15 protein-coding genes and 2 tRNA genes are annotated in these 23,036 nt (G+C 72.3%); 5 read left to right on the top strand and 12 right to left on the bottom strand.

Translation table 11 applies throughout. The annotated features are described in order from the left end of the window. Nucleotides 1-23 precede the first annotated feature (23 nt). The 3 genes from ACIG5E_RS11495 to ACIG5E_RS11485 all read right to left on the bottom strand — a co-directional run bounded on the left by ACIG5E_RS11495 (nt 24) and on the right by ACIG5E_RS11485 (nt 4,903). Nucleotides 24-2,150: a glycosyltransferase family 2 protein gene (locus tag ACIG5E_RS11495; RefSeq protein ID WP_396533118.1), complete on the bottom strand. Its 2,127-nt coding sequence runs from the start codon at nt 2,148-2,150 to the stop codon at nt 24-26. A 527-nt stretch (nt 2,151-2,677) separates the two neighbouring features. Next, nucleotides 2,678-3,958: a hypothetical protein gene (locus ACIG5E_RS11490; RefSeq protein ID WP_396533117.1), complete on the bottom strand. Its 1,281-nt coding sequence runs from the start codon at nt 3,956-3,958 to the stop codon at nt 2,678-2,680. Between the two features lie 357 nt (nt 3,959-4,315). Further along, the gene (locus ACIG5E_RS11485) at nt 4,316-4,903 is read right to left on the bottom strand and encodes a DedA family protein (protein ID WP_396533263.1); all 588 of its coding nucleotides are present in this window, start codon (nt 4,901-4,903) and stop codon (nt 4,316-4,318) included. Between the two features lie 705 nt (nt 4,904-5,608). Between ACIG5E_RS11485 and ACIG5E_RS11480 the strand changes: the two genes are divergently transcribed. Beyond that, complete coding sequence (locus ACIG5E_RS11480; RefSeq protein WP_396533116.1) at nt 5,609-6,700, top strand: LLM class flavin-dependent oxidoreductase; 1,092 nt, start codon at nt 5,609-5,611, stop codon at nt 6,698-6,700. A gap of 34 nt (nt 6,701-6,734) precedes the next feature. On the opposite strand, the gene ACIG5E_RS11475 is transcribed toward ACIG5E_RS11480, so the two are convergent. Then, complete coding sequence (locus ACIG5E_RS11475) at nt 6,735-8,870, bottom strand: putative bifunctional diguanylate cyclase/phosphodiesterase (protein WP_396533114.1); 2,136 nt, start codon at nt 8,868-8,870, stop codon at nt 6,735-6,737. 375 nt (nt 8,871-9,245) lie between these two features. After that, on the bottom strand, nt 9,246-9,671 hold the full coding sequence (locus tag ACIG5E_RS11470) for an OsmC family protein (RefSeq protein WP_396533113.1): 426 nt from the start codon (nt 9,669-9,671) through the stop codon (nt 9,246-9,248). A gap of 237 nt (nt 9,672-9,908) precedes the next feature. Between ACIG5E_RS11470 and ACIG5E_RS11465 the strand changes: the two genes are divergently transcribed. Together ACIG5E_RS11465 and lepB are read left to right on the top strand one after the other, a co-directional pair. Then, entirely contained in the window at nt 9,909-10,244 is a 336-nt protein-coding gene (locus ACIG5E_RS11465; protein WP_396533112.1) for a chorismate mutase, read from the top strand. Nucleotides 10,245-10,378: 134 nt separating this feature from the next. Continuing rightward, nucleotides 10,379-11,248: a signal peptidase I gene (lepB, locus tag ACIG5E_RS11460; protein ID WP_396533111.1), complete on the top strand. Its 870-nt coding sequence runs from the start codon at nt 10,379-10,381 to the stop codon at nt 11,246-11,248. Here the strand turns inward: lepB and ACIG5E_RS11455 are convergent. The 3 genes from ACIG5E_RS11455 to ACIG5E_RS11445 all read right to left on the bottom strand — a co-directional run bounded on the left by ACIG5E_RS11455 (nt 11,211) and on the right by ACIG5E_RS11445 (nt 15,240). Then, complete coding sequence (locus ACIG5E_RS11455) at nt 11,211-12,362, bottom strand: EamA family transporter (protein ID WP_396533109.1); 1,152 nt, start codon at nt 12,360-12,362, stop codon at nt 11,211-11,213. The genes lepB and ACIG5E_RS11455 overlap by 38 nt on opposite strands. A gap of 160 nt (nt 12,363-12,522) precedes the next feature. After that, the gene (locus tag ACIG5E_RS11450) at nt 12,523-14,943 is read right to left on the bottom strand and encodes a transglycosylase domain-containing protein (RefSeq protein WP_396533108.1); all 2,421 of its coding nucleotides are present in this window, start codon (nt 14,941-14,943) and stop codon (nt 12,523-12,525) included. A gap of 223 nt (nt 14,944-15,166) precedes the next feature. Continuing rightward, nucleotides 15,167-15,240, bottom strand: a tRNA-Lys gene (locus ACIG5E_RS11445). 272 nt (nt 15,241-15,512) lie between these two features. Between ACIG5E_RS11445 and ACIG5E_RS11440 the strand changes: the two genes are divergently transcribed. Continuing rightward, complete coding sequence (locus ACIG5E_RS11440) at nt 15,513-16,370, top strand: alpha/beta fold hydrolase (protein ID WP_396533262.1); 858 nt, start codon at nt 15,513-15,515, stop codon at nt 16,368-16,370. A 108-nt stretch (nt 16,371-16,478) separates the two neighbouring features. Here the strand turns inward: ACIG5E_RS11440 and ACIG5E_RS11435 are convergent. The 4 genes from ACIG5E_RS11435 to ACIG5E_RS11420 form a co-directional block, all read right to left on the bottom strand. After that, nucleotides 16,479-16,552, bottom strand: a tRNA-Lys gene (locus ACIG5E_RS11435). Nucleotides 16,553-16,625: 73 nt separating this feature from the next. Next, nucleotides 16,626-18,716, bottom strand: a complete 2,091-nt coding sequence (locus ACIG5E_RS11430; RefSeq protein WP_396533107.1) for a dipeptide ABC transporter ATP-binding protein — start codon at nt 18,714-18,716, stop codon at nt 16,626-16,628. After that, nucleotides 18,698-19,672, bottom strand: coding sequence for an ABC transporter permease (locus tag ACIG5E_RS11425; RefSeq protein WP_396533106.1), 975 nt, complete (start codon nt 19,670-19,672; stop codon nt 18,698-18,700). The genes ACIG5E_RS11430 and ACIG5E_RS11425 overlap by 19 nt, the downstream gene beginning before the upstream one ends. 15 nt (nt 19,673-19,687) lie before the next feature. Beyond that, entirely contained in the window at nt 19,688-20,668 is a 981-nt protein-coding gene (locus ACIG5E_RS11420) for an ABC transporter permease (RefSeq protein WP_396533105.1), read from the bottom strand. Nucleotides 20,669-20,990: 322 nt separating this feature from the next. Between ACIG5E_RS11420 and ACIG5E_RS11415 the strand changes: the two genes are divergently transcribed. After that, nucleotides 20,991-22,697: an ABC transporter family substrate-binding protein gene (locus ACIG5E_RS11415; protein ID WP_396533104.1), complete on the top strand. Its 1,707-nt coding sequence runs from the start codon at nt 20,991-20,993 to the stop codon at nt 22,695-22,697. The last annotated feature ends 339 nt before the right edge of the window (nt 22,698-23,036 follow it).

Here is a 23,036-nt window from a genome sequence, read left to right as displayed (position 1 = left end):
CTCGGGAGGCGGGCGGGACTGGCTCAGTGGGTGGGCGTGCCGCTCCCGGCGTGGTCGGGCGGGGCGGCCGTCAGGCGGAGCTGGAGCGTGGGGCTGTCGAGCGCGGAGGTTTCGAGCGCGGGGGTGTCGCTGTCCGTGGTGGTCGCGGGGCGGGCGTGGCGTGGGCGGCGCTTCTCCAGGACGACCGTCGGGGTGGCCGACGGGCCGCCGGTCACGGTGAGGGTGGCGGTGGGCCGGGTACGACGGCGGCGGACGGCGTCGCCGGCCGAGATCAGCAGCGGCAGCACGGTCAGGGCCAGGGCGATGCAGGCCCAGGTGCGCATCGCGACGTGGTCGTAGCCGGTGTGGAAGGAAGCGGCGACGGCGCCGCCGAACACCAGCGTCCAGAACAGGTGGTAGCGGAAGGTGTGGAGCCGGTCGGCGCTGGCCGAACGGCCCTTGGGCGTCACCACGAAGCGGCTGCGGCGGCGGATCAGCGCCTGGAGCAGCGAGGCCGCGTAGACCGGGCCGCAGACCGCCGACATCACCATGCCCGCGACCCCGGAGGATCCGGCCGGCTCGTGCGGGCTCACGTTGTGCTTGCGGTTCCAGGTGTAGAGCAGGAGTTGGAGCGCGGCGGCGTCGCTGTAGAGCATCATCCAGATCTCCGAGGAGACGTGGACGCCGGAGGCCCCGAAGCCCAGGTAGAGCACGCTGGACACGCCGCCGAGCAGCCAGGTGAGCGCCGCCATCGGATAGAAGCCCACCATCAGCGAGTAGTTGAGCAGCCGGCCGGGCGACAGCTGCCAGAGCACCCGCCAGTACTGGGTGAGCAGGGTCTCGTAGGTGCCGCGGCTCCAACGCAGTTGCTGGGAGAAGAAGTCGGTCCAGGAGGACGGGCCTTCGCCCACCGCGAGCACGTCCGGGGTGTACACGGACTTCCAGCGTTCGCCGGTCTCCGGGTTCCGGCTCCGGTGGAACTCCAGACCGGTCGCCATGTCCTCGGTGATGGAGTCGTACAACCCGCCGATCGACTGGAGCGCGCGGATTCTGACGGCGTTGTTGGTCCCGACGAACATCGGTGCGCCGTAACGGTTTCCGGCGCGTTGGATGAGGGCGTGGAAGAGGTACTGCTGGCTCTCGGAGAATTTGGTGACGGCCGAGCCCGAGCTGCGGTAGTTCCCGTACACCTGGGGGCCGACCACGAATGCCACGTCCGGATCGCGGAAGTAGCCGAGCATGCGCTCGCAGAAGTCGGGCAGCGGGGCGTGGTCGGTGTCGACGGACACCCAGAAGTCGTAGTCGTCGCCGTGGGCCTGGAGCCAGGCGTTGTAGTTGCCGTGCTTGGTCCCGGCGCGAAACCGCCCCTTCGGCTGGCTCCAGTGCGGCCGGCCGGACCGGCTGAAGTGGCGGACTCCCAGCTCGGTGCACAGGGCCTGCATTGCAGGATCGTTTCCCTCATCCAACAGCCAGACGTCGTACGGACCTTCGTGCCGGACGGCGCGGGCCGCCACCAGCGTGGCCCGGACCATCTCCGGCGGCTCCTTGCCCGGCACACAGGTGGTGAGGAACGCGACCCGGGTGCCGGGCTCCGGCGTCACCGGTATCGGATCGCGGGCCACCAGGGTGGCGTGGGTGTTGGAGACCACGTTGACCAGCCGGAACACCTCGACCACCGCGATGATCCCGATCATCACCTTGTCGCCGAGCAGCACCAGGACGTTGGTCTCGTCGGGACGCTCCGGCCAGTGCTCCGGCAACAGCAGCCAGACCAGCAGGATCGCCTCCACCAAGGGGGCCGCCAGCAGCAGCAGGGCGGCCCGGATCCGGTGCGGCTCGTGGCGTAGCAGGCCGCGGTACTGGACGCGGTACGGCGTGGCCGACTCCGCACCCGTGGACTCCCGGACGGCGCCCGGCTCCGGCCGGTAGACACCGCCGCCGAGCTCCCGGTCCTCGTCCGGATCGACCGCCGGGCCGGCCAGGCGGCTGAAGTGGCCGTAGTCGTACGGGGCTTCGGGGGCCGGCACCTCGCGCAGCACGGCCTCGTCGCGCTGCCCGGCGGCGTCGAGCTGAACGGCGCCTCGGCGGTGGCGGTCGTGGTGGTTCTGGCCCTGGCTCTGGCTCTGGCCGGCCGGTCCGGCGCCCCTTCGTCGCGAGGACGGCGTGGTCATGGCGTACTCCCCCCGGAGTGTTGCGACGTGCTGTGCTCGGCGTTGCCCCCTTTGCCCCGGAGCCGCCCGGATAGAACGCGGCCCGGTGAACTGCGGTCCGTCCCACAGTTTCCGGGCTGTCCAACACGCGCTCCGCTGCCGGGAATCCGATGAGCGGAGCCCGGCACCTGGAGTGTATGCGACCGGTTCAGTTGTGGACCTGCGCGGCGGCATCGAATGCGGGATCCCGGTGCACTATCCAGCTTCCCCTCCGGGTGCGGTGGGATCCATGGCTTGCTCAACTCTCCCGGAGCGTAACGCTGATGGCAACCGCTCCGCGCAACGATCACCGCTCAAGCGTGAAGAAGCCACGGTTCCTGGCCACTCTGGCTCGTGATGGTGCTAATGCAGCGGAAATTCGAATACGGGATCAGGGTGGGTGGCGGACCCGGCCGGGAGCAGCGGGACAACGGCACGACGGGACGCCGGAGCCGTGGAACGGCAACGGCCGGCGGGATGCGAACACCCAGCCGGCCGTACTGGTCGGGTCAGCCCGCCGCGCCGAGGAAGCCCTCCCAGCCGCCGGCCGGCGCCTGGCCGACGTTGAGCGTGCGCAGCTTGCGCAGGGTCGACTGGTCCTGCACCTCCAGCCACTCGACCAGCTGCCGGAAGGAGACCAGCCGGACCTCGGGCTTGCCCGCGATGGCCTTGAGGGTCTCCTCGACGGCGTCCATGTAGATGCCGCCGTTCCACTGCTCGAAGTGGTTGCCGATGAAGAACGGCGCCCGGTTGCTGTTGTAGGCGCGGTCGAAGCCGGCCAGGTAGGAGTTGGTGGCCTGGGTGCGCCAGTCGCTGTACTTGGACGGGTCGCCCTTGGTGCTGCCGTTGGACTGGTTGGCCAGGATGTTGTAATCCATCGACAGGACCTGGAAGGTGTGCCCGGGGAACGGGATGGACTGCAGCGGGAAGTCCCAGATCTTGCCGTCCTGCACCTTCTGCGGCCATATCTGGAGGCCGCCCGCGGAGCTGGCGTCGTACTTCCAGCCCAGCTTGGCGATCGTCGGCAGCAGCGCCTTCTGGCCCTCCAGGCACGGGGTGCGGCCGCCGATGAGCTCCTTCTTGTAGTCGAAGGGGAGCGGGTCGACATCGGTGAACCCGGTGTTGGTCCGCCACTGGGTGACGAAGGCTATCGCCTGGTCGATCTCGCTCTGCCAGTCGTCCGGGGTCCACATGTTGACCCCGTTCTTGTCCGGACGGCTGGAGCAGAAGTGCCCGTTGAAGTGGGTGCCGATCTCGTGCCCGGCGAGCCAGGCCTGGCTGACGAGCTTGAGGGTGCTCTTGACCGCGCCGTCAGAGAGGTACGGGATGTCGGAGGCGCCGACCGAGTGCTTCGGCGGGTGGTACATCTGGGACTTGCCCTTGGGCAGGGCGTAGATGCCGGAGAGGAAGAAGGTCATCGTGGCCTTGTACTGCTCCGCCAGCTTGAGGAAGCGGGGGAACTGGCCGTCGTCGGTGCCGCCCGCGCCGTCCCAGGAGAACACCACGAACTGCGGCGGCCGCTCACCCGGCTTGAGCTTCTCGGGCTTGGGCTGGTTCGGCTGCGGACCGGTGTCCGCGTTGGATCCGTCGCCGATCGGGGTGCCCTTGGGCACCACGGCCTGGGTCGGGTCGGCGGTGCCGCTCTGGTCGGGCTTCGCACTGCCGCCGGAGGAATGTGAAGTGGAGTCCTGCCCCGAACCGGATCCGCTGCTGGAACAGGCAGCGACCGCGCCGAGGGCGGCGGTCGCGGCGGTTGCACTGAGCACCGTCCTGCGCGAGATGCTGGTCATGGTCTCCCCTGGGTGCCGATCGCCGGTGGTGGGGGCGGCCCCGGGCCGCGCCGGTCAAATCGGGCAATTGATGAATAATCCGCCGTTAGCATGTCATGTTGCCGCGGCGGCTACCAAGGTCGCCGGGCTCCGACGACAGTCAACACGTCCGGGGCGCCCGGCCGGGCTGCAGGGATTCGTCGTCTGTTGCGGTCCTGTGACGCTTCGCACTGCGCGACGTCAGGGGAGTACGGTACCGCCGCCCTGTCCGGCCCGGTCGGAGTTCGTCAGCGCTCGGTACGGGTCGTCGCCCGTAAGGGAAAATTGTGCTCCTGACAGCGTCCCGCGGCCGGAAGGCGTCGGCCGGTCCGGGGCAGGTCAGAGCGCAGCCAGCCGCCGGTTGCGGCGCACTATTCGGGCGATCGCGGTGCTGACGGCGGTGGCCGCCGCGCAGGAGACCGCCAGACTCAGCCAGGCGGTGTTGAACCAGTGGCTGTTCAGCCAACCCAGCGTCACGATGTAGGCGGCCCAGACCAGCGCCGCCAGCGCCGACCAGTGCAGGAAGCGGTGCGGATGGGCGGGGGAGTGGCCGATGGCCAGGTCCAGGACGGTCCGCCCGGCCGGTACGAACCGCGCGACCACCACCATCGCGGCCGCCCCGCCGCGCGGGCGCTCGACCAGCGACTGCTGGACCCGGGCCACGCTGGCCGCCAGCTTCGGGCGCCGCGCGAGCCGGCGCTGCAGCAGCGGGGCACCGCGCCGGGCGAGGTGGAGCAGGAGGAGGTCACCCAAGAAGGAGGCCACCGCTACGCCCAGGCCGAGCAGTACCGGGGCGCCGTTGATCTGCGCCGTCTTGAGTACGGCCAGGATGACCAGCGTCCCGCTCGGGATGAAGGGGAGGAGGGCGTCGCCGAGTACGGCGAAGAGCGCAAGGGCGCAGATCCACGAGGATCCGATCGCCGCCACGAAATTCAAGGCCTTACTCCCTCCACGCCGCCCTGGGGGAGCAGGTGGCTGCTGGGGTCAACGCTAGCGCCCCGACTTTTCATGCCATGAAGCACCCCGGTATGGCGGGGATCACGGCAGCCGACCGCAGCTCACGGCCGCGGTGGAGTGCCCCGGTGAGGTGTCCCTGTGGAGTGCGCGGCGAAGGCCGCCGGAAATGGAACGAGCCCCCGGGGCGGGGTGCCGCGCCGAGGGCTCGTAGGGATCGTTCGGGGCTGGTCCAGCCCCGACGATCTTGCCGACGGAACGCGGACCGCTCGGTGACCCGTTCCTGATCACCACCCTGCCCGAAGCCTGCCGCCGGTCGCGAGCGCTCCGGCTGGCGACTTCCCGACCCTGGCATGAAGTCGCCATCCGTGTCGGCTCGCTGGCTCTCCGTCATCCGAACGGCCGGTCGGCCCGCTCGCACGAACCGGCTCGGGCCACACCGCGGGCCACACCGCGGGCCGCACGCCCGGCCGCACCCCGCGCGGCACACCCGGCGGCACCCCCAGCCACGCCCGGCCACCCCTGGATCGAGCGGCCGACCCGGGAACAGCGAGCCCGCGACCGTGGTTGACCCCCGTCGGCAGCAGCGACCGCCGGGCCGTCCGAGACCCGCGCGGCCGCCCATGACGGCTGGCTCGGAGGAGAGCCGGACCAAGGACAGCCAGGAGGGCGGACGGCATGACCACCGAGGACCAGCAGGAGCACCGAACCGGACCGGGGACCGGTGAGGCGATCCGGGGCGTTGCCCGCGGCACCGCACCTGCTCCGCTCTCGATCCTCGACCTGGCCACCGTCGGCGTCGGCTACACGCCCAGCCAGGCCCTGGCCGCCACCACCGAGCTGGCCCGCCAGGCCGAGCAGTGGGGCTACCACCGCTTCTGGGTGGCCGAGCACCACGGCATGCCCGGAGTGGCCAGCTCGACCCCGGCCGTCCTGCTCGCCCACCTCGGGGCCAACACCACCACGCTGCGGCTCGGCTCGGGCGGCGTCATGCTCCCCAACCACGCCCCGCTGGCCATCGCCGAGCAGTTCGGCCTGCTGGAGGCCCTGCACCCCGGCCGGATCGACCTCGGGCTCGGCCGCGCCCCCGGCACCGACCCGGCCACCGCCCGCGCGCTGCGCCGCGGGCTCGCCGAGGGCGCGGACGACTTCCCGCTGCAGCTCTCCGAGCTGACCCACTTCCTGGACGGTGACTTCCCCTCCGGGCACCCGTACGAGCGGCTGACCGCCGTCCCCAAGGGCGAGGGCCGTCCGCCGGTCTGGCTGCTCGGGTCCTCCGGCTTCAGTGCCCAGCTGGCCGGCCGCCTCGGCCTCCCGTTCGCCTTCGCCCACCACTTCAGCAGCGCCAACACCCTCCCGGCGCTGGACCTGTACCGGACGTCGTTCCGCCCCTCCGCCGTGCTCAGCGAGCCCTACTCGCTGATCGGCGTGAGCGCCGTCGCCGCCGACGACGAGACCGCCGCCCGCCGCCTCGCCCGCTCCGCGGCCCTCGGCATGCTCCGGCTCCGGCGCGGCAGCCCCGGCCCGATCCCCACCCCGGAGGAGGCCGAGGAGTACCCGTACAGCCCGGCCGAGGCGGACTTCATCGACAGCTGGCTCGACAACGTGGTGCTGGGCGCCCCGGGCCAGGTCGCGGACGGCCTGGAGGCCCTGCGCAAGCGGACCGGCGTGGACGAGCTGATGGTCACCTCGCACATCCACGGTCACGAGGCCCGGTTCCGCTCCTACGGAATGATCGCCGAGGCGTACGGCCTGACGGCGACCGCCTGAGCGTCACTCCGGTGACGGGCCCCGCCCCGTCGGCCTAGCGGCCGGTCGGGGCGGGGCGGCCCTCCCGGAGTATCGCCGCGACCAGCTCGGCCTCGCCGGGTCGGGCGAAGTACCAGCCCTGGGCGGTGTCGCAGCCGGTCAGCCGGAGCCGCTCGGCCTGGGCGGCGCTCTCGATGCCCTCGGCGGTGACGGTCAGGCCGAGGGTGTGGGCCAGCTGGACCATCGCGCCGACGATCTGCTCGTCCGCGTCGCGGCGGCGGGCGCAGAGCTCCGGCAGGGCCGGGCGCTCCGCCGGTGCCGAAGACGCAGCCGCAGCCGCGGCGGAGTGCCCGGCCGGTGCCGGTGCCGGCGCCGGGTCGCGGAAGCCCTCGATGAACGTCCCGTCGAGCTTCAGCACGTGCACCGGCAGCCGGGAGAGGTAGGCCAGGTTGGAATAGCCGGTGCCGAAGTCGTCGATCGCGATCCGCACGCCCATGTCGGCGAGCGCCTGCAGGGCCTGCAGCGGGCGACCGCCGGGGCCGAGCAGGGCGCTCTCGGTGATCTCCAGCTGCAGCAGCCGGGCGGGCAGGCCGGTGCGTTCGAGGGCCCGGGCGACGTCGGCCACCACGTCGGAGTCCCAGATCTGGCGGGCCGCCAGGTTGACGCTCACGAAGGTCTCGGTGTCCGGGAACTCGGTGAGCCACTGCCGGGCCTGGCGGCAGGACTCCTCCAGCACCCACTTGCCGAGCGGAACGATGGCGCCGGACTCCTCGGCGAGCGGGATGAAGCGGTCGGGGGAGAGCGTCCCGTAGCGGGGGTGGCGCCAGCGGACCAGGGCCTCGGCGCCGTGCACCGCGCCGTCGGCCAGGCCGACCAGCGGCTGGTACTCGATGGTGAACTCGCCGCGCTCCAGCGCCGGCCGCAGCGCGGTGGCGAGCAGCTGACGGGTGAGCTGGTGAGCACCCCGGTCCGGGTCGTAGAGAGTCCAGCGGGCGCGGCCGTCGGCCTTGGACCAGTAGAGCGTCGCGTCGGCGTCCTTGACCAGGTCGGTCGGGGTGGTCTCGTGCACCGACCGCTCGACGACGCCGACGCTGGCGGTGACCACCAGCCGGTGCCCGGCGACGTCGAAGGGATGCTCCAGCACCTCCAGGATCCGCCCGGCCAGCGCGGTCAGCTGCTCGCTGCCGACGCTGTCGGTGACCAGGACGGCGAACTCGTCGCCGCCCATCCGGGCGACCAGGTGGGCGTCCCGTTCGGCGAGCCCGCGCTGCAGCCGGGCGGCGACGGCGATCAGCAGCTGGTCGCCGATGTGGTGGCCGAGGGTCTCGTTGATCGCCGCGAAGCCGTCGAGGTCGAGGTAGCAGACACCCACCCGCCGCCCCTCCGCGACCGCCACCGGCCGGCCGGCGCCCCCGCGGTTCCCGCGCTCGTCGATGCCCGGGAGGCAGGCGGCGTCGAGCCGTTCGAAGAAGAAGGTCCGGTTGGGCAGCCGGGTCAGTGGATCGTGCAGGGCCTGGTACTCCAGGCGGTCGCCGAGTCGACGCTGCTCGGTGATGTCCTCGACCAGTGCGAGGGTGTAGAGCGGCTGCCCGGCGGGGTCCCGGATGAGCGAGACGGTCACCTTGCTCCAGACCGTGTGGCCCTCGCGGTGCTTGAGCTGTTTCTCCACGCGGAACCGTTCCCGCTTGCCGTGGAGGAGCTCGGTGAACAGCCGGGGCGGCATGCCCTCCGGGTCGATGATCTCGTGCAGGTGGGTGCGGACCAGTTCGCCGACGCCGCGGCCGATCAGGGCGGCGAAGGCGGGGTTGACCTCGATGATCCGGTCCTCGGGGTCGATCAGGGCCATGCCGATGACGGCGTCGCAGAAGGCGGCCCGGAACCGGGACTCGCTGGCCCGGAGCGCCGCCAGCAGTCGGTCATTGCCGCTGCCGTCCCGGCCGGGGGCCTCGCCGGCGCCCGGGTGCGCGCCGTTGGTCAACGGGGCCGAGCAGGTGGGGCAGAGCAGTACCCCCGGGTCCTCCAGGGTGCAGTAGGCCGCGGCCGGGGAGGTCGACGGTGAGGCCGAAGGAGCAGCCGATGCGATCGGGCCCGCCGGATCGAAGACCGGCGCGGCGAGGTGGCGGTGGTGTGACGATTCCTTGTGCCGCACGCCCGGGTGGTGTGCGTCGGCCCCCTCGTTCTGGCCCGGCACGGCATGCTCCCGTCCGCTGCTGACGCTTGACGATGGTCTGCCTGGCCGGTCGGGATTCCGGCGGCCGGCTCCGCACTCTGTCGGGGTCCTCGGAGTCGGTCCGCTGCGGGGCGTCCGCCGTGGGGCGCTGTCGCGCGGGGACCCGGGTGAAGGACAGGGCGCTTCGGCCGATCATAGGCCGCGACGACAACGCGCGGTGACCGCCGCCAGGGTGATTCGCCCCGTTTGGGACCATGCATGGCGGAACGTTCAGACGCCTTCGGTGCACATCACATGAGGTGCGCCACGGGCGCGTGCGCCGAAGCCGCGCCCCCGGGCGCTGGTCGTGCGCCGGGGGCGGGGTCGGGTGCGCCCCGGACGGGCCGGGGGAGGCGGTCAGGCGAGTTCGGCCGTGAGGGTGATGGTGGTGCCGGTCAGGGCCTGGCTGACCGGGCAGTTGGCCTTGGCGTCCTCGGCGGCCTTCACGAAGCCGGCCTCGTCAAGCCCGGGGACCTCACCGGTGACGGTCAGGTGGATGCCGGTGATGCCGGTGCCGGGCTGGAAGGTGACGTCGGCCCGGGTGTCCAGCTTGGTGGGCGGGTTGCCGGCCTTGGTCAGGCCATTGCTGAGGGCCATCGAGAAACAGGCCGAGTGGGCGGCCGCGATGAGTTCCTCGGGGCTGGTCTTGCCGTTGGGCTCCTCGGCGCGGGCCGCCCAGGAGACGGGGTACTCGCCGATCCCGGAGGAGGCGAAGGTCACCTGCCCCTTGCCGTGGAGGAGGTCGCCCTCCCAGGCGGTGCGGGCGGTGCGGGTGGTTGCCACGATCGGTTCCTCCAGTGCTGAGGGACTGCTGAGTCGTCACTTCCGGTCATACACGCACCAGCCTACGGGCAGCCCTGTCGCGGAGCCGGGTGCCGGACGGTCTGGTGGGCTGTCCGGATGGTGGACGGTTCCTCCAAACGGTGCCGGTCCGGACCGGGGGCCCTGTTAGATTTGCCCGGGCCCGAGCCCGGCCGCCGTACGGCCGGGCGCCCACCCCAGACACCGGGAGCCGACCCGATGACGGACCAGCCCACGACCCCCGACGCCGGCGTGACCGAGGGGACCGACGACGCGGTACGGGCGGAGCTGACCAGCCTGCGCGAGAGCATCGACAACATCGATGCCGCGGTGGTCCACATGCTGGCCGAGCGCTTCAAGGCGACCCAGCGGGTCGGGCGGCTCAAGGCCGAGCACAAGCTGCCGCCGGCGGACCCGGCGCGGGAGCGGGACCAGATCAAGCGGCTGCGGGAGCTGGCCGCCGGGGCCAAGCTCGACCCGGTCTTCGCGGAGAAGTTCCTGAACTTCATCATCGCCGAGGTGATCCGCCACCACGAGGCCATCGCCCGCGCCTGAAGGCGGTGAGCGCGGCGCCCGGCGTCGGAACCCGCAGGCGGCGATGTCGGGCGCGGCTAAATGCCGGATTTCGTGAGGCTCCCCGGTTGGCGTAGCGTGCAACTTTCCCCAGCCGGAGAGGTGGAGCAGCGACGATGGCGGTGAACCTGCCCGGAACGCCCGGCGGAGCTCCCAGCGAACCCGCCGAACCCGGCGTACCGACCGCCCGGGACGCCCGGTACGGCCAGTACGACCAGCAGGGCCCGTACGACGCGCAGGGCCCGTACGACCGGCACGCCCAGGGGGACGCACCCGCGGGCCGGGCCGAGGCCCGCGGTCGGGCCGGCGGATCGCGCGGCCGCAAGGCCCGCCGGGCGGGGCGCCGTCCCCGGCCGTGGTGGATCGAACTGCCGGCGATGGCGGCGGTCGGGCTGGTGGTCGCGCTGCTGATCAAGACCTGCCTGTTCCAGGTCTTCACCATCCCGTCCGGGTCGATGGAGAACACCCTGCGGGTCGGCGACCGGGTCGGCGTGAACAAGCTCGCGCCGCTGACCGGCTGGACGCCCGAGCAGGGGCAGCCGGTGGTGTTCAAGGACCCGGGGAACTGGCTGCCGCCGCAGCCGGTCGACTCGAACCCGCTCACCAATGCCGTGAGCTCGGTGCTGAGCTTCGTCGGGCTGGTGCCGCCGAAGGACGACAACTACCTGGTCAAGCGGGTCATCGCGACCGGCGGCCAGACCGTCCAGTGCGCGGGCACCACGCTGACCGTCGACGGCAGGAAGGTCGACGAGCCGTACCTGCACCCCGGCGACGACTCCTGCGCGGGCATGGACTTCGGCCCGGTGAACGTGCCCTCGGGCTACATCTGGGTCGAGGGCGACCACCGCAGCGACTCGGCGGACTCCCGCTGGCACCGGCAGGGCCCGGGTGGTGGCGCCGTGCCGGTGGGCAATGTGGTCGGCCCGGTGTCGGCCGTGGTGTGGCCGGTCAGTCACCTCGACTGGTTCGGCTGGACCGGCCGCTGACCCCGCGGTCGACGGCGGCGACCCGCTCCCGGGCCGCCACGGTGGCACCGGAAGCAGTGGCACCGGAAGCAGCGGCACCCGAGGCGACGGCACCAGAGGCGACGGCGTTCGAAGCGGTGGCCCCGGAAGGAGCGGACGCGGAGCCACCAGCGGCACCCGCGGCCGTCCCGGCCCCCGCCTCCACCGTCGACGGCTTGCTCGTCTGCGCCGCGAACGCGCCCGCCAGCACCAGCAGGCCGCCCGCGACCTGCGGCAGCCCCAGGTGCTCGCCGAGCAGGACCCAGGCCAGCACGGTGGCGACCACGGCCTCCAGGTTGGCGACCACCCCGGCGACCGGCGGCGAGAGGTAGCCGACGGAGACCACGCCGGTCAGGTAGGCGAGCACGGTCGCGATCAGCACCATCCAGGCGGCCGGGATCAGGGCGGGCAGGCTGTGCCCGTTCATCACCACCGACCCGCCGAGCAGGCTCCAGTCGGCCTGCCAGGGCCGGGTGAGGACGGTGAGCAGGACGGCGCCGATCAGCAGCCCGAACGCGCTGACGGCCAGCGGGTCGACCGGGCGGTCACCCCGGCGGCCGGCGTCGGCGAGCAGGAAGTAACCGACCTGGCAGCAGGCCGCGCCGAGGGCGAACAGCACGCCCACCGCGTCGAAGCCGAGGCCGTTCCAGACCTCCACCACGCTGGCCAGTCCGGCCACCGCGACGCCGGCGCCGATGGCCGCGCCCCGGGTGATCGGCTTGCGCTGCACGAACCTGACGTAGCCGATCAGCAGCGGCGGCCCGAGGTACTCGATGAGCAGGGCGACGCCGACCGGGATGCGGGAGATCGCGGCGAAGTAGCAGGCCTGGACGCCGGCCACGGCGAGCAGGCCGAAGCCGAGCAGCAGGCCGGGGCGGCGCAGGACGGCGTCCCGGTGCCGGTAGGCGATCGGCAGCAGGGCCACGGCCGCCCCGGTGACCCGGAGCCAGACCACGTGCAGGGGGGAGAGTCCGGCCTCGATCAGCGGCTTGGCCGCGGTGCCGGAGCCGCCGAACGCGAAGGCGGAGACCAGCGCGAGGCCGAGGCCGAGGGTTCTGCCCGAAGGGAGGGTGGGCGAGGCCGTTGATCTGTGCACTGGCGCATTGTGACAGTCGTACCGACGCTTCGGTAAGGCGCCATTTCGTCATTTGGTCCTGGTCTCAACTGTCCGCAATGGCGCGGTAACCCGCGCGGGCCGGACCACCGACCCATGTCGGTGATCCGGCCCGCGTCGGCGACTTCGTCCGGAGGGACGATCAGCCCCCGGCCCCCGCCCCGGCCCCCGTGAGCGCGTCCGTCCCGCCGGTGGGCTGGGTGGTCGGCTGACCGGTCGGGCCGGTGGTCGGCTGGGTGGTCGGCGTCGGCCGGGAGGTCGGCCGGCCGGTGGGCCGCGAGGTGGGCTGGGTGGTCGGCTGACCGGTCGGGCCCGTGGTCGGCCCGGTGCCGTTCCCGCCGGAACCGGAATCGGAACCGGAGCCGGAACCGGAGCCCGAGCCCGAGCCGCCCGAGGAGTTCGCGCCGGAGTTGTCGCCCTGCTGGTTGCCGGCGCCGGTGCTCGGCGTGGCGCTGCCGGTCGACGGGGTGCTGCTCGGCGTGCTCGGGACGGTCGGCAGGTCGGTGGCGCCCGAGGAGTCGTCGCCGCCCGCCGGGGTCGGGAAGTCGCTCACCGGCTGGCCCTTGAGCGCGGCCTTCATGTAGCCGGTCCAGATCTGCGCCGGGTACTGGCCGCCCGCCGCGCCGTCGATCCCGCCGACGCCGTTCAGACTGACCTGGGCGCCGCTGCCCGGGTCCTGGCCGAACAGCGCGACCGAGGTGACCAGCTCGGGGGTGTAGCCGACGAACCAGACGGACTTCTGGTCGTCGGTGGTACCGGTCTTGCCCGCCACCGGGCGGCCCAGCGCCTTCGCCCGCCAGCCGGTGCCGCCCGGGTCGCTCACCACGCCCTGGAGCATCGAGGTGACCTGGTTGGCGGTGTCCGCGCTGATCGCCTGAGTGGTCTTGTGCGCGGGCAGCGCCATGGACTCGCCGCCGCGGTCCACCGACTGCACCAGCCACGGGGTGATCTGCTTGCCGCCGTTGTCCAGCGTGGAGTACACCCCGGCCATGTCGAGCACGCTCGGGGTGGCCGCGCCCAGCGGAATGGACGGCACCGGGTCCAGGCCCGGGGTGTTGCCGGGCAGGCCCAGCGCGATGCCGGTGTCCTTGACCTTCTGCAGCCCGGTGTCCTGGGCGAGCTGGGCGAAGGCCGAGTTGACCGACCAGTCGGTGGCCTGCTGGAGGCTGATCTGGCCGTAGCTCTTGTCGCCCTCGTTCGGCGGCGCGTACGGGGTGCCCTTGCCGCCGCGGACCTTGCGGCCGCTGGTGCCGTCGTAGACCGTGCGCGGGGTGACGGTCCGGCCGTCCTGGGTCTTGGCGTTGTTCTCGAAGGCGGCGGCCAGCGCGATCGCCTTGAAGGTCGAACCGGCCTGGTAGTCGCGCCGGGTGGCGTTGTCGACGTAGTGCTTCACGTAGTCGACGCCGCCGTACAGGGCGACGACCGCGCCGGTCTTCGGGTCCACCGAGACGGCGCCGGCCTGGGCGGCCGCGTCCTTCTTCCGCTTGTCCGGGTTCAGGGTGTCGTGCAGCTGCGCCTGGACGGAGTCCTGCAGGGCCTGCTGGCGGTTCGGGTCGATGCTCAGCTTGATCGTGTAGCCGCCCTTGGCCAGCTCGGTCTCGCTGATGACGTTGTTCGAGGTGAGGTACTGGGTGGCCGCGTCCACCAGGTAGCCGGACTGGCCGGACAGGCCCGGGTTGGGCTGCGGGTCCTTGACGTCCGGGAAGGTGGTCTTGGCCCGCTCGTCGGCGGAGAGCCAGCCCTCCTTGACCATGCCGTCCATGACGTAGTTCCAGCGGTTGACGGCGTTCTGCTTGCCCGCCGGGGTCGCGGTGGCCACGTCGTAGGCGCTCGGGGCGTTCAGCAGGGTGGCCAGGTAGGCGCCCTGGGCCGGACTGAGCGCGGAGGCGTCGATGCCGAAGTACGCCTGGGCGGCGGCCTGGATGCCGTACGCGCCGCGACCGTAGTAGGAGGTGTTGAGGTAGCCGGAGAGGACGTCGTCCTTGCTCTCGGTGGCGTCCACCTTGATCGAGATGAAGAGTTCCTTCACCTTGCGGGTGATCGACTGCTTCTGGTCCAGATACGTGTTCTTCACGTACTGCTGGGTGATGGTGGAGCCGCCCTGGGTGCCCTCGCCCTTGGCGGTGTTGAGGGCGGCCCGGACCAGGCCCTGCACGTTGACGGCGCCCTCGTTGTAGAAGTTGCGGTCCTCGGCGGCCAGCGCGGCGTGCTGGGCGGCGGGGGAGACCTTGTCCAGGCCGACGTTCTGCCGGTTGGTCTGGCCGGTGCGGGTGATCACCGAGCTGTCGGCGTAGAGCCAGGTGTTGCTCTGGGCCGTCGCGGCGGCGTGCGCGTCGGGGACCTTCACCAGCGCGACCCCCAGCGCGAACAGGCCGACGCCGAGCAGCAGGGCCGCGGCGAAGCCCAGCAGGGTCATCCGCCAGGTGGGTATCAGCCGGCGCCAGCCGGTGCGCTTGGGGCGGCGCGGCTTCTTGCCACCGGGCACCGTGGTGGTGGAGCGCTTGAGCCGCTTGACCGGCCGGAGGTCGATCGGCGGCCGGCCGCTCTGGGCGTTTCGGAACAAGGCGCGGCCTTTCCTGCGGGCGGACCGGGCCAGCCTGCACAGACGGGGACAACGGCGGTTAGGGATCTTTGTCCCGATTCCGGTTTACTGCCCTGGACGAGCCGGGCGGGCCCAATGGCTCCACCGGAACGGCAATCGAGACCGACATCACACATAAAACGGACATCGAGGGCCAAAAAATCGGGGAGCCCCTCGCTGCTGCGAGAGACTCCCCAACTGTCTGTGCGCCGCCAGGGACTCGAACCCCGGACCCGCTGATTAAGAGTCAGCTGCTCTAACCAACTGAGCTAGCGGCGCTTGCTGACCTGGAAAACAATACACGGTTCGGGAGAGTGCCTCGAACCGCGCCCGCTCCACCCGGGCTCCGGGCGCCCGTTTCCTCCCGGTTGGGGAGGGATTTGGCCGCCGGTTAGGCTGGAAATGTGCCCAGTCCCCAGCCCGGACACCCTCGATCCCGACGCCCCCACCCCCGGCACCACCGCGCGCGGACGACGGTCGCCGGGCTCTGCGTGCTCGCTGCCGCAGTCACCGCCGGGCAGGCCGGACCGACCGGCCCCGCCGGCCCCGCAATCCGAGCGTGCTTCCTGCGCATCGACGGCGTCCCGCTGCACGTCCGCACCGAGGGCAGCGGCCCGGTCTGCCTGCTCACCGGCGGTCTCGGCAGCAGCTGGTTCGACTGGGACCTCGTCGTCCCCTTCCTCACCCCCTTCCGCACCGTCGTCCGCTTCGACCGGCCCGGTTACGGGCTGAGCGCCGCCGAGCCCGCCACCGGGCGTCCCGCCCCGACGGCGGCCGGGGAGGCCGAGCGGATCCGCGCGGTGCTGGACGGCCTGGGGCTGGGCGGGCCCTGCACCCTGGTCGGCCACTCGCTCGCGGGCTTCCACGTGGAGGCCTTCGCCCGGCTGCACCCCGAGCGGGCCGCCGGGCTGGTCCTGGTGGACGGCAGCGTCGAACCGGAGCCCCGCCCGTACCCGGCACCCGCCGCACGGGACCTGGCGGCCCGGGCCCTGGCGGGCGCCGCGACCGCGCTCGCCGTGCCGTACCTGCTCGGCCCGACCGCCCGCCGGGTGACCGCCCGGCTGTCCACCGTCCGCCGCGAGGACCTCGCCCCGGCGCCGCTGGTCCGGCACTGTTACCGCACCGGCCGGGCCCTGCGCGCGATGCTCCGGGAGAACTGGCGCTACCTGGACATGGCCGCCGAGCTGGAGGTCCTGCGGCGCACCCGGCCGCTGCCCGAGGACCTGCCGGTCACCGTGCTGGCCGCCGACGACGGCTGCCGGACCGGCCGCACCGAGTCCTGGCTGGCCCGGCAGCGGGAGCTCGCGATGCTGCTCGGGGCCGACTACCGGACCACGGCCCCGGCCGGGCACCTGGTGATGTTCGACCGCCCCGACGCGGTGGCCTCCGCCGTCCTCGACACGGGCTGAGTCGTCGCACCGCGAGGGGCTCTCGTTCGGAGTCGCGGCCTGAGACGTACCCGCCCCGGAAACGCCTCAGGCCGCCCACCGGAGTGGACGGCCTGAGACCTTGCCATGTGCGCCGCCAGGGACTCGAACCCCGGACCCGCTGATTAAGAGTCAGCTGCTCTAACCAACTGAGCTAGCGGCGCTTGCTGACGTGGAAGACAGTACACGCCACCGGCCCGATCCGCCGAATCGTATTCGGTCGAACACCCACCGTGGTCACTGCGGGTGGTGGCAGGCCGCCCCGTGGTCCGCCTCCGACCCGGCGGACACCCCCGAGCGGTCGCCGTCGAGCGTCGGCCGCTCCCGCTCGCACCGCTCCCGGGCCGTCGCGTCCCGGAGCCCGGCGTAGAGCGGGCAGCGGGTGCGGAAGGGGCAGCCGGTGCGGCGCTCGGTGGGGGAGGGAGGGTCCCCGGCCAGCAGGATGCGGTCGCGGGCCCGCTCGGCGGCCGGGTCGGGCAGCGGGACGGCGGACAGCAGGGCCCGGGTGTAGGGGTGGCGGGGGCGGTCGAAGACGGCGGAGACCTCGCCCTGCTCGACCGTCCGTCCGAGGTACATCACGCTGACCCGGTCGGCGAGGTGCCGGATCACCGAGAGGTCGTGGGACACGAACAGGTAGGACAGCCCGAGTTCGGCCTTGAGCTGTTGCAGCAGGTTGAGCACGCCGGCCTGGATCGAGACGTCCAGGGCGGAGACCGGCTCGTCCAGGACCAGCAGTTTCGGCCGGACGGCGAGCGCCCGGGCGATGGAGACGCGCTGGCGCTGCCCGCCGGAGAACTGGTGGGGGTAGCGGGCGGCGTGCTCCGGGTCGAGGCCGACCTGGCGCAGCAGTTCGGGCACCCGGCGGGCGATCTCCTCGCGCGGGGTGCGCTGGGCGCGGAGCGGCTCGGCGACGATGTCGCCGACCGGCATCCGGGGGTCGAGGCTGGCCATCGGGTCCTGGAACACGATCTGCAGCTCGGCCCGGAGCCGCTGGGCCTCGGCCCGGGTGAGCCTGGCGGTGTCGTGGCCGAGCAGTTCGATCCGGCCGGTCTCGGGGGCGCCCAGCTTCAGCAGTTCGAACAGCGTGGTGGACTTGCCCGAGCCGGACTCCCCGACCAGGCCGAGGGTCTCGCCCTCCCGCAGGTCCAGGTCGACGCCGTCCACCGCGTAGACCTCGCCGACCTTGCGCTTGAACACCGTGCCCTTGAGCAGCGGAAACGTTTTTCCGAGCCCGCTCACCGACAGCACCGGCGCCCGCCCGGCGCGGTCCCCGGCGGAGGGCCCGGCGGGCAGCTCCGGCACGGGGTACACCTCGCTCGGCGCGGGCCGCCGTTCGGCCAGCTCCGCCGACCGCACGCACGCGGCCTGATGCCCGTCCTCCCCGCTCAACGGGGGCTCCGCCGCCGAGCAGCGCTCCTCCGCCAGCGGGCAGCGTGCGGCGAACGGGCAGCCGGGCGGCAGTTCGGCCATCGGCGCCGGGGTGCCGGGGATCGGTACGAGCGGGCCGCCCCGCCCGTCCAGCCGGGGCAGCGCGCCGATCAGGCCGAGCGTGTACGGGTGGCGCGGGGCCGCGAACAGCTCGTCCACCCCGGTGGTCTCGACCACCCGGCCCGCGTACATCACGGCGACCCGGTCGGCCGCCCCGGCGATCACCCCGAGGTCGTGGCTGACCAGGACGAGTGCCGCGCCGGTCTCCTCCCGGGCGGTGCGCAGCACGTCGAGCACCTGGGCCTGGATGGTGACGTCCAGGGCGGTGGTGGGCTCGTCGGCGAGCAGGATGTCGGGCTCGTTGGCGATGGCCATGGCGATCATCGCGCGCTGGCGCATGCCGCCGGAGAACTCGTGCGGGAAGCTGTCCAGGGCCCGGTCGGGGGCCGGAATGCCGACCAGGTCGAGCAGTTCGGCGGCCCGTCGGCGGGCGGTGGCCTTGTCGACCGGCTGGTGGACCCGGACGGCCTCGGCGATCTGGTCGCCGATCCGGTAGACCGGGGTGAAGGCGGACAGCGGGTCCTGGAAGACCATGGCGACCCGGCGGCCGCGGATCGCGGCGAGCTCCTTTCCGGGCAGGCCGACCAGTTCCCGGCCGTCGAGCCGCACCGAGCCGCCGATCCGGGCGGTGCCCGGCAGCAGCCCGAGCACGGACAGCGCGGTGACGGACTTCCCGGAGCCGGACTCGCCGACGATGCCGAGGGTCTCGCCACGCCGCAGGGTGAGGTCCACCCCGCGGACGGCGGGCACCGGGCCGTGCGGGCCGGCGAAGTCCACCCGCAGGTCCCGGACGGAGAGCAGCGGGGTCTCGACGGCGGTGGTCACTTCTGCTTCCTCCATGAACGGGGGGACCGGCGGGAACGGCGGGAAGCGCCCCCGGCGGTGGGGTCGAGGGCGTCGCGCAGCCCGTCCCCGACCAGGTTGACGGCGAGCACGAACAGCACCAGCAGCCCGGCCGCGAAGTAGAACATCCAGGGGAACACCGGGGCTTCGGTGGTCCCGGCGGCGAGCAGGGTGCCGAGCGAGACGTCCGGCGGCCGGACGCCGAAGCCGAAGTAGGAGAGCGCGGTCTCGCTCATCACCGCGCCGCCGACCGCGATGGTGGCGTCGACGATGAGGAAGGAGGCGACGTTCGGCAGGATGTGCCGGCTGATGATCCGCAGCGGCCGGACGCCCATGAACCGTGCGGCGCGGACGAATTCGCGCTCGCGCAGGGAGACGGTCATCGAGCGGACCACCCGGGCGGTGATCATCCAGTTGAACAGGGCGAGCAGCAGCACGAAGGCGATCCAGCCGCTGCCGCGCAGCCGGGGCGAGAGCACGGTGACGATCAGGAAGCTGGGGAAGACCAGCATCAGGTCGACCAGGAACATCAGCGCCCGGTCGGTCCAGCCCCCGAAGTAGCCGGCGCAGGCGCCGACTAGGGAGGCCAGCACGGTGGAGAACAGGGCCACCAGCAGGCCGATGATCAGCGACTTCTGCAGCCCGCGGACGGTCTGGGCGAATACGTCCTGGCCGACCCCGTTGGTGCCGAACCAGTGCTCGGCGGAGGGGGGTTGGTGCAGCGCGGTGAAGTCGGGGGTGGCGTAGTCCCAGGGCGTCAGGTACGGGCCGCCGAAGGCGAGCACGAACAGCAGCAGGATCAGGACGGCTCCGGCGACGGCGCCGCGGGCGGCGAGCAGCCGGGCCAGGACGAGCCGGCCCCGCCCGGTGGCCCGCGGCCGTCCGGCGGCGCCGGCGGAGCCGGAGGGGGAGGAGCCGGCGGGGGAGCCGGGCTCGGCGGCGACGGTGGTCATCTCAGCTCACTCCGGTCAGGACCGCACGCGCGGGTCGAGGGCGGCGTGCAGGGTGTCGGCCAGGAAGCCGGAGGCGAGCACGACGACGGCGGTGAACAGGTTGATCGCCACCACCGAGTTGACGTCCTGTTCGTTGATCGACTGGATCAGCCACTCGCCCATGCCGTGCCAGCCGAAGATCGTCTCGGTGAAGATCGCGCCGGTGAAGATGGCCAGGAAGCTGTACGCGAACATGGTCGACATCGGGATCACGGCGGTGCGCAGCCCGTGCTTGAGCAGGGCCCGGCGGCGGGTGAGGCCCTTGGCCTCGGCGGTGCGCAGGTAGTCGGAGCCGAGCACGTCGAGCATGGTGCCGCGCTGGTAGCGGCTGTAGGTGGCGAGGCCGCCGAGGGCGAGCGAGACGGTGGGCAGCAGCAGGTGCAGCGCCCAGTCGGAGAGGTGGGTGCCGAGGCCGCCGGTCAGCCCGGGGGTCTCGTAGCCGGTGAACGGGACGACCTCGTGGCCGGCCGCGTCCTTGGCGGCGATGGCACCGTTCTTGAGGAACAGCGCGACCAGGAAGACCGGGGTGGAGAGCAGCACGAAGGACACCACGGTGAGCACCCGGTCGGAGATCCGGTACTGGCGCACGGCGCTCCACGCCCCGGCGGCGACGCCGAGGACCGTGCCGAGCAGGCTGCCGATCAGCAGCAGCCGCAGCGAGACCCAGACCCGGCGGCCGAAGTCGTCGCTGACCGGGGTGTCGTGGATGGTCCGGCCGAGGTCGCCGTGGAGCAGTCCGCCGGCCCAGTGGCCGAAGCGCTCGACGACCGGGGTGTGGTCGTTCAGGTTGAGCGCGGTGAGCTGGCGCTCGACCGATTCGGCGGACGGTCGGGGGGCCTTGGCATCGAAGTAGGTGCGCGGCTGCAGCGCGCTCGCGGAGATCGCGTACGCCAGGAACACGGCGGCGATCAGCAGTGCCGCGTAGTAGCTCAGGCGCTTCGCGAGATAGCGGAGCATCAGCGTCCGCCCGGGTTCGGGGCGGGGTCGACGCGTCTGGTGGGCATCGGCTGGTGGCCTTCGGTCGGGCCCGGTCCGGGCATCAGGTGGCAGGGAGCGCAGGGCGGTTGGGAATGCGCAGGTCAGAGTGAAGCACCGTGGTGTTGCGGCGGGATTGCCGCGCGTGACTTTTGGATCAGGTGTGCGCTCCTCCCCCTGGTGGCGGATCTGATCCGCTGTTACGTTCCTCTGGCTCGGTGCCGGATTGAGTGCCCACGCTCAAGCCAAGTCATGCCTGCTGCGCCCCAACTCCCGCTTCGCAGACCTCACCAGGGGGACCTTCATGGACGCTTCCACCACGGCCCGCCGCCTCGGCCGGGCGGCCGCGCTCGCCGTCGCCGTCGCGCTGGCGGTCACCGCGTGCACCTCCGGCGGGGGCGGCTCGGGCGGAGACGTGGCCAAGAGCGAGCCGCCGAGACAGGACTCCCAGGACATCAACGCCAAGCCGCTGGACCAGATCAAGGACGGCGGCGAGGTGCGCTTCCAGCTGGACCAGTGGATCACCCAGTGGAACCCGCTCCAGGTGGACGGCGGGACCTACACCGACACGGTGGACATCATCCGTGCCCTGGAGCCGACGCTGTTCGGCACCGACGCCTCCGGCACCTTCCAGCCGAACCCGGACTACCTGGTGGACGCCAAGGTCACCTCGACCTCGCCGCAGGTGGTCACGTACAAGCTGAACCCCAAGGCCAAGTGGTCGGACGGCAAGCCGCTCAGCTACCTGGACTTCAAGGCAGACTGGCAGACCAGCAACGGCAAGGACCCGGCGTACAACATCAACGACCCGTCCGGCTACGAGCTGATCTCCGGGGTCGAGCAGGGCGCCGACCCGAGCGAGGTGAAGGTCACCTTCGCCCAGCCGTACGCGGACTGGCAGAACCTGTTCCGGCCGCTGATCCCGGCGGCGGGCATCGCCACCCCGGACGACTTCAACAAGGGCTGGGTGGAGAAGATCCCGATCACCGCGGGCCCGTTCAGGATCGGGACGGCGGACAAGACCGCGCAGACCCTGAGCCTGGTCCCGGACCCGGCCTGGTGGGGGACCAGGGCCAAGCTGGACAAGATCACCTTCCGGGTGATGGACAAGTCGGCGAGTGTCCAGGCGTACCTCAACAACGAGATCGACCTCGCCTCGGCGGGCACCGCCGCCGCGTACGGCCAGCTCAAGAACGCCAAGGACACCGTGATCCGGGCCGCCAGCCCGTGGGACGAGGTGCACATCTCGTTCGGCGGGAACGGCGCGCTGGCGGACCAGAAGGTCCGCCAGGCGCTCGGCAGGGCGCTCGACCGCTCGGCGCTGATCAAGATCGCCAACAACGGGGTGCCGGTGGAGTTCAAGCCGCTCGGCAACCACATCATCATGCCCAACCAGGCCGGCTACCAGGACAACTCCGGTGACTGGGCCAAGTACGACCCCGCTGCCGCCAAGAAGCTGCTGGACGACGCCGGCTGGAAGGAGTCCGGCAGCGGTCAGCCGCGGACCAGGGACGGGCAGTCGCTGGAGCTGCACTGGGTGCTCAACGACGGCACCACGCAGGCCCAGCTCGACCTCGCCACCGCCGCGGCGGCGATGTGGCAGGCGGTCGGGGTCAAGGTCGACCTGGACAAGGTGGCCGCCAACGACTTCTTCGCCAAGTACGTCACCCCCGGCAAGTTCGACCTGGCGAGCTGGCGCAACACCGACTCGTTCCCGAGTTCCAAGAGCCTCGCCAACTTCCGCCTGCCGGTGGGCGACAACTCCTTCCAGAACCCGTCCCGCCTGGGCAGCCAGGAGATCGACGACCTGCTGAAGAAGGCGGCCGGAACGGTCGACCCGGTGGAGGCCGCGAAGCTCTACAACCAGGCGGACGCGAAGATCTGGGAGCTCGGCCACACCGTCGAGCTCTACCAGCGGCCGGTCGTGGCGGCGGTCCGCAAGGGGCTCGCCAACTACGGAGCCTTCGGCCTGGGCAGCGAGGACTACAGCAAGATCGGCTGGGAGAAGTAGCCCGGGCCGCCGAGGCGGCGAGGGCGACCGCACGGCAGGCGCTGGCGAGCAGCGCGGTGATCACGAGGCCGGTGGTGCGGACACGGGTGGGCCGACTACGCCGCCCCCGCTGTCCTGCCACCGGCCTTGACCTTCCGCGTTGCCCGCAGGCCGCCCGTGTCGTGGGGCCCCGCAGGGGCCCGCGCTCGCTTCCAACCGGGGAAGAATCTAGCGGGGCGTCGCGGCCGGTCGCGGTGCAGCGCGCGGGGCGCGCCCGGAAACCCGCCGCGCTGTCACCCACTTCGCGCACCGGGGCGTCAACTCTCGCTGACGGTAAGGAGAAAAGGGGTATACGGGGGC

It is taken from the genome of Kitasatospora sp. NPDC053057 (assembly GCF_044546945.1).
Lineage (GTDB): Bacteria > Actinomycetota > Actinomycetes > Streptomycetales > Streptomycetaceae > Kitasatospora.
This window is presented reverse-complemented; position numbering and strand designations above follow the sequence as displayed.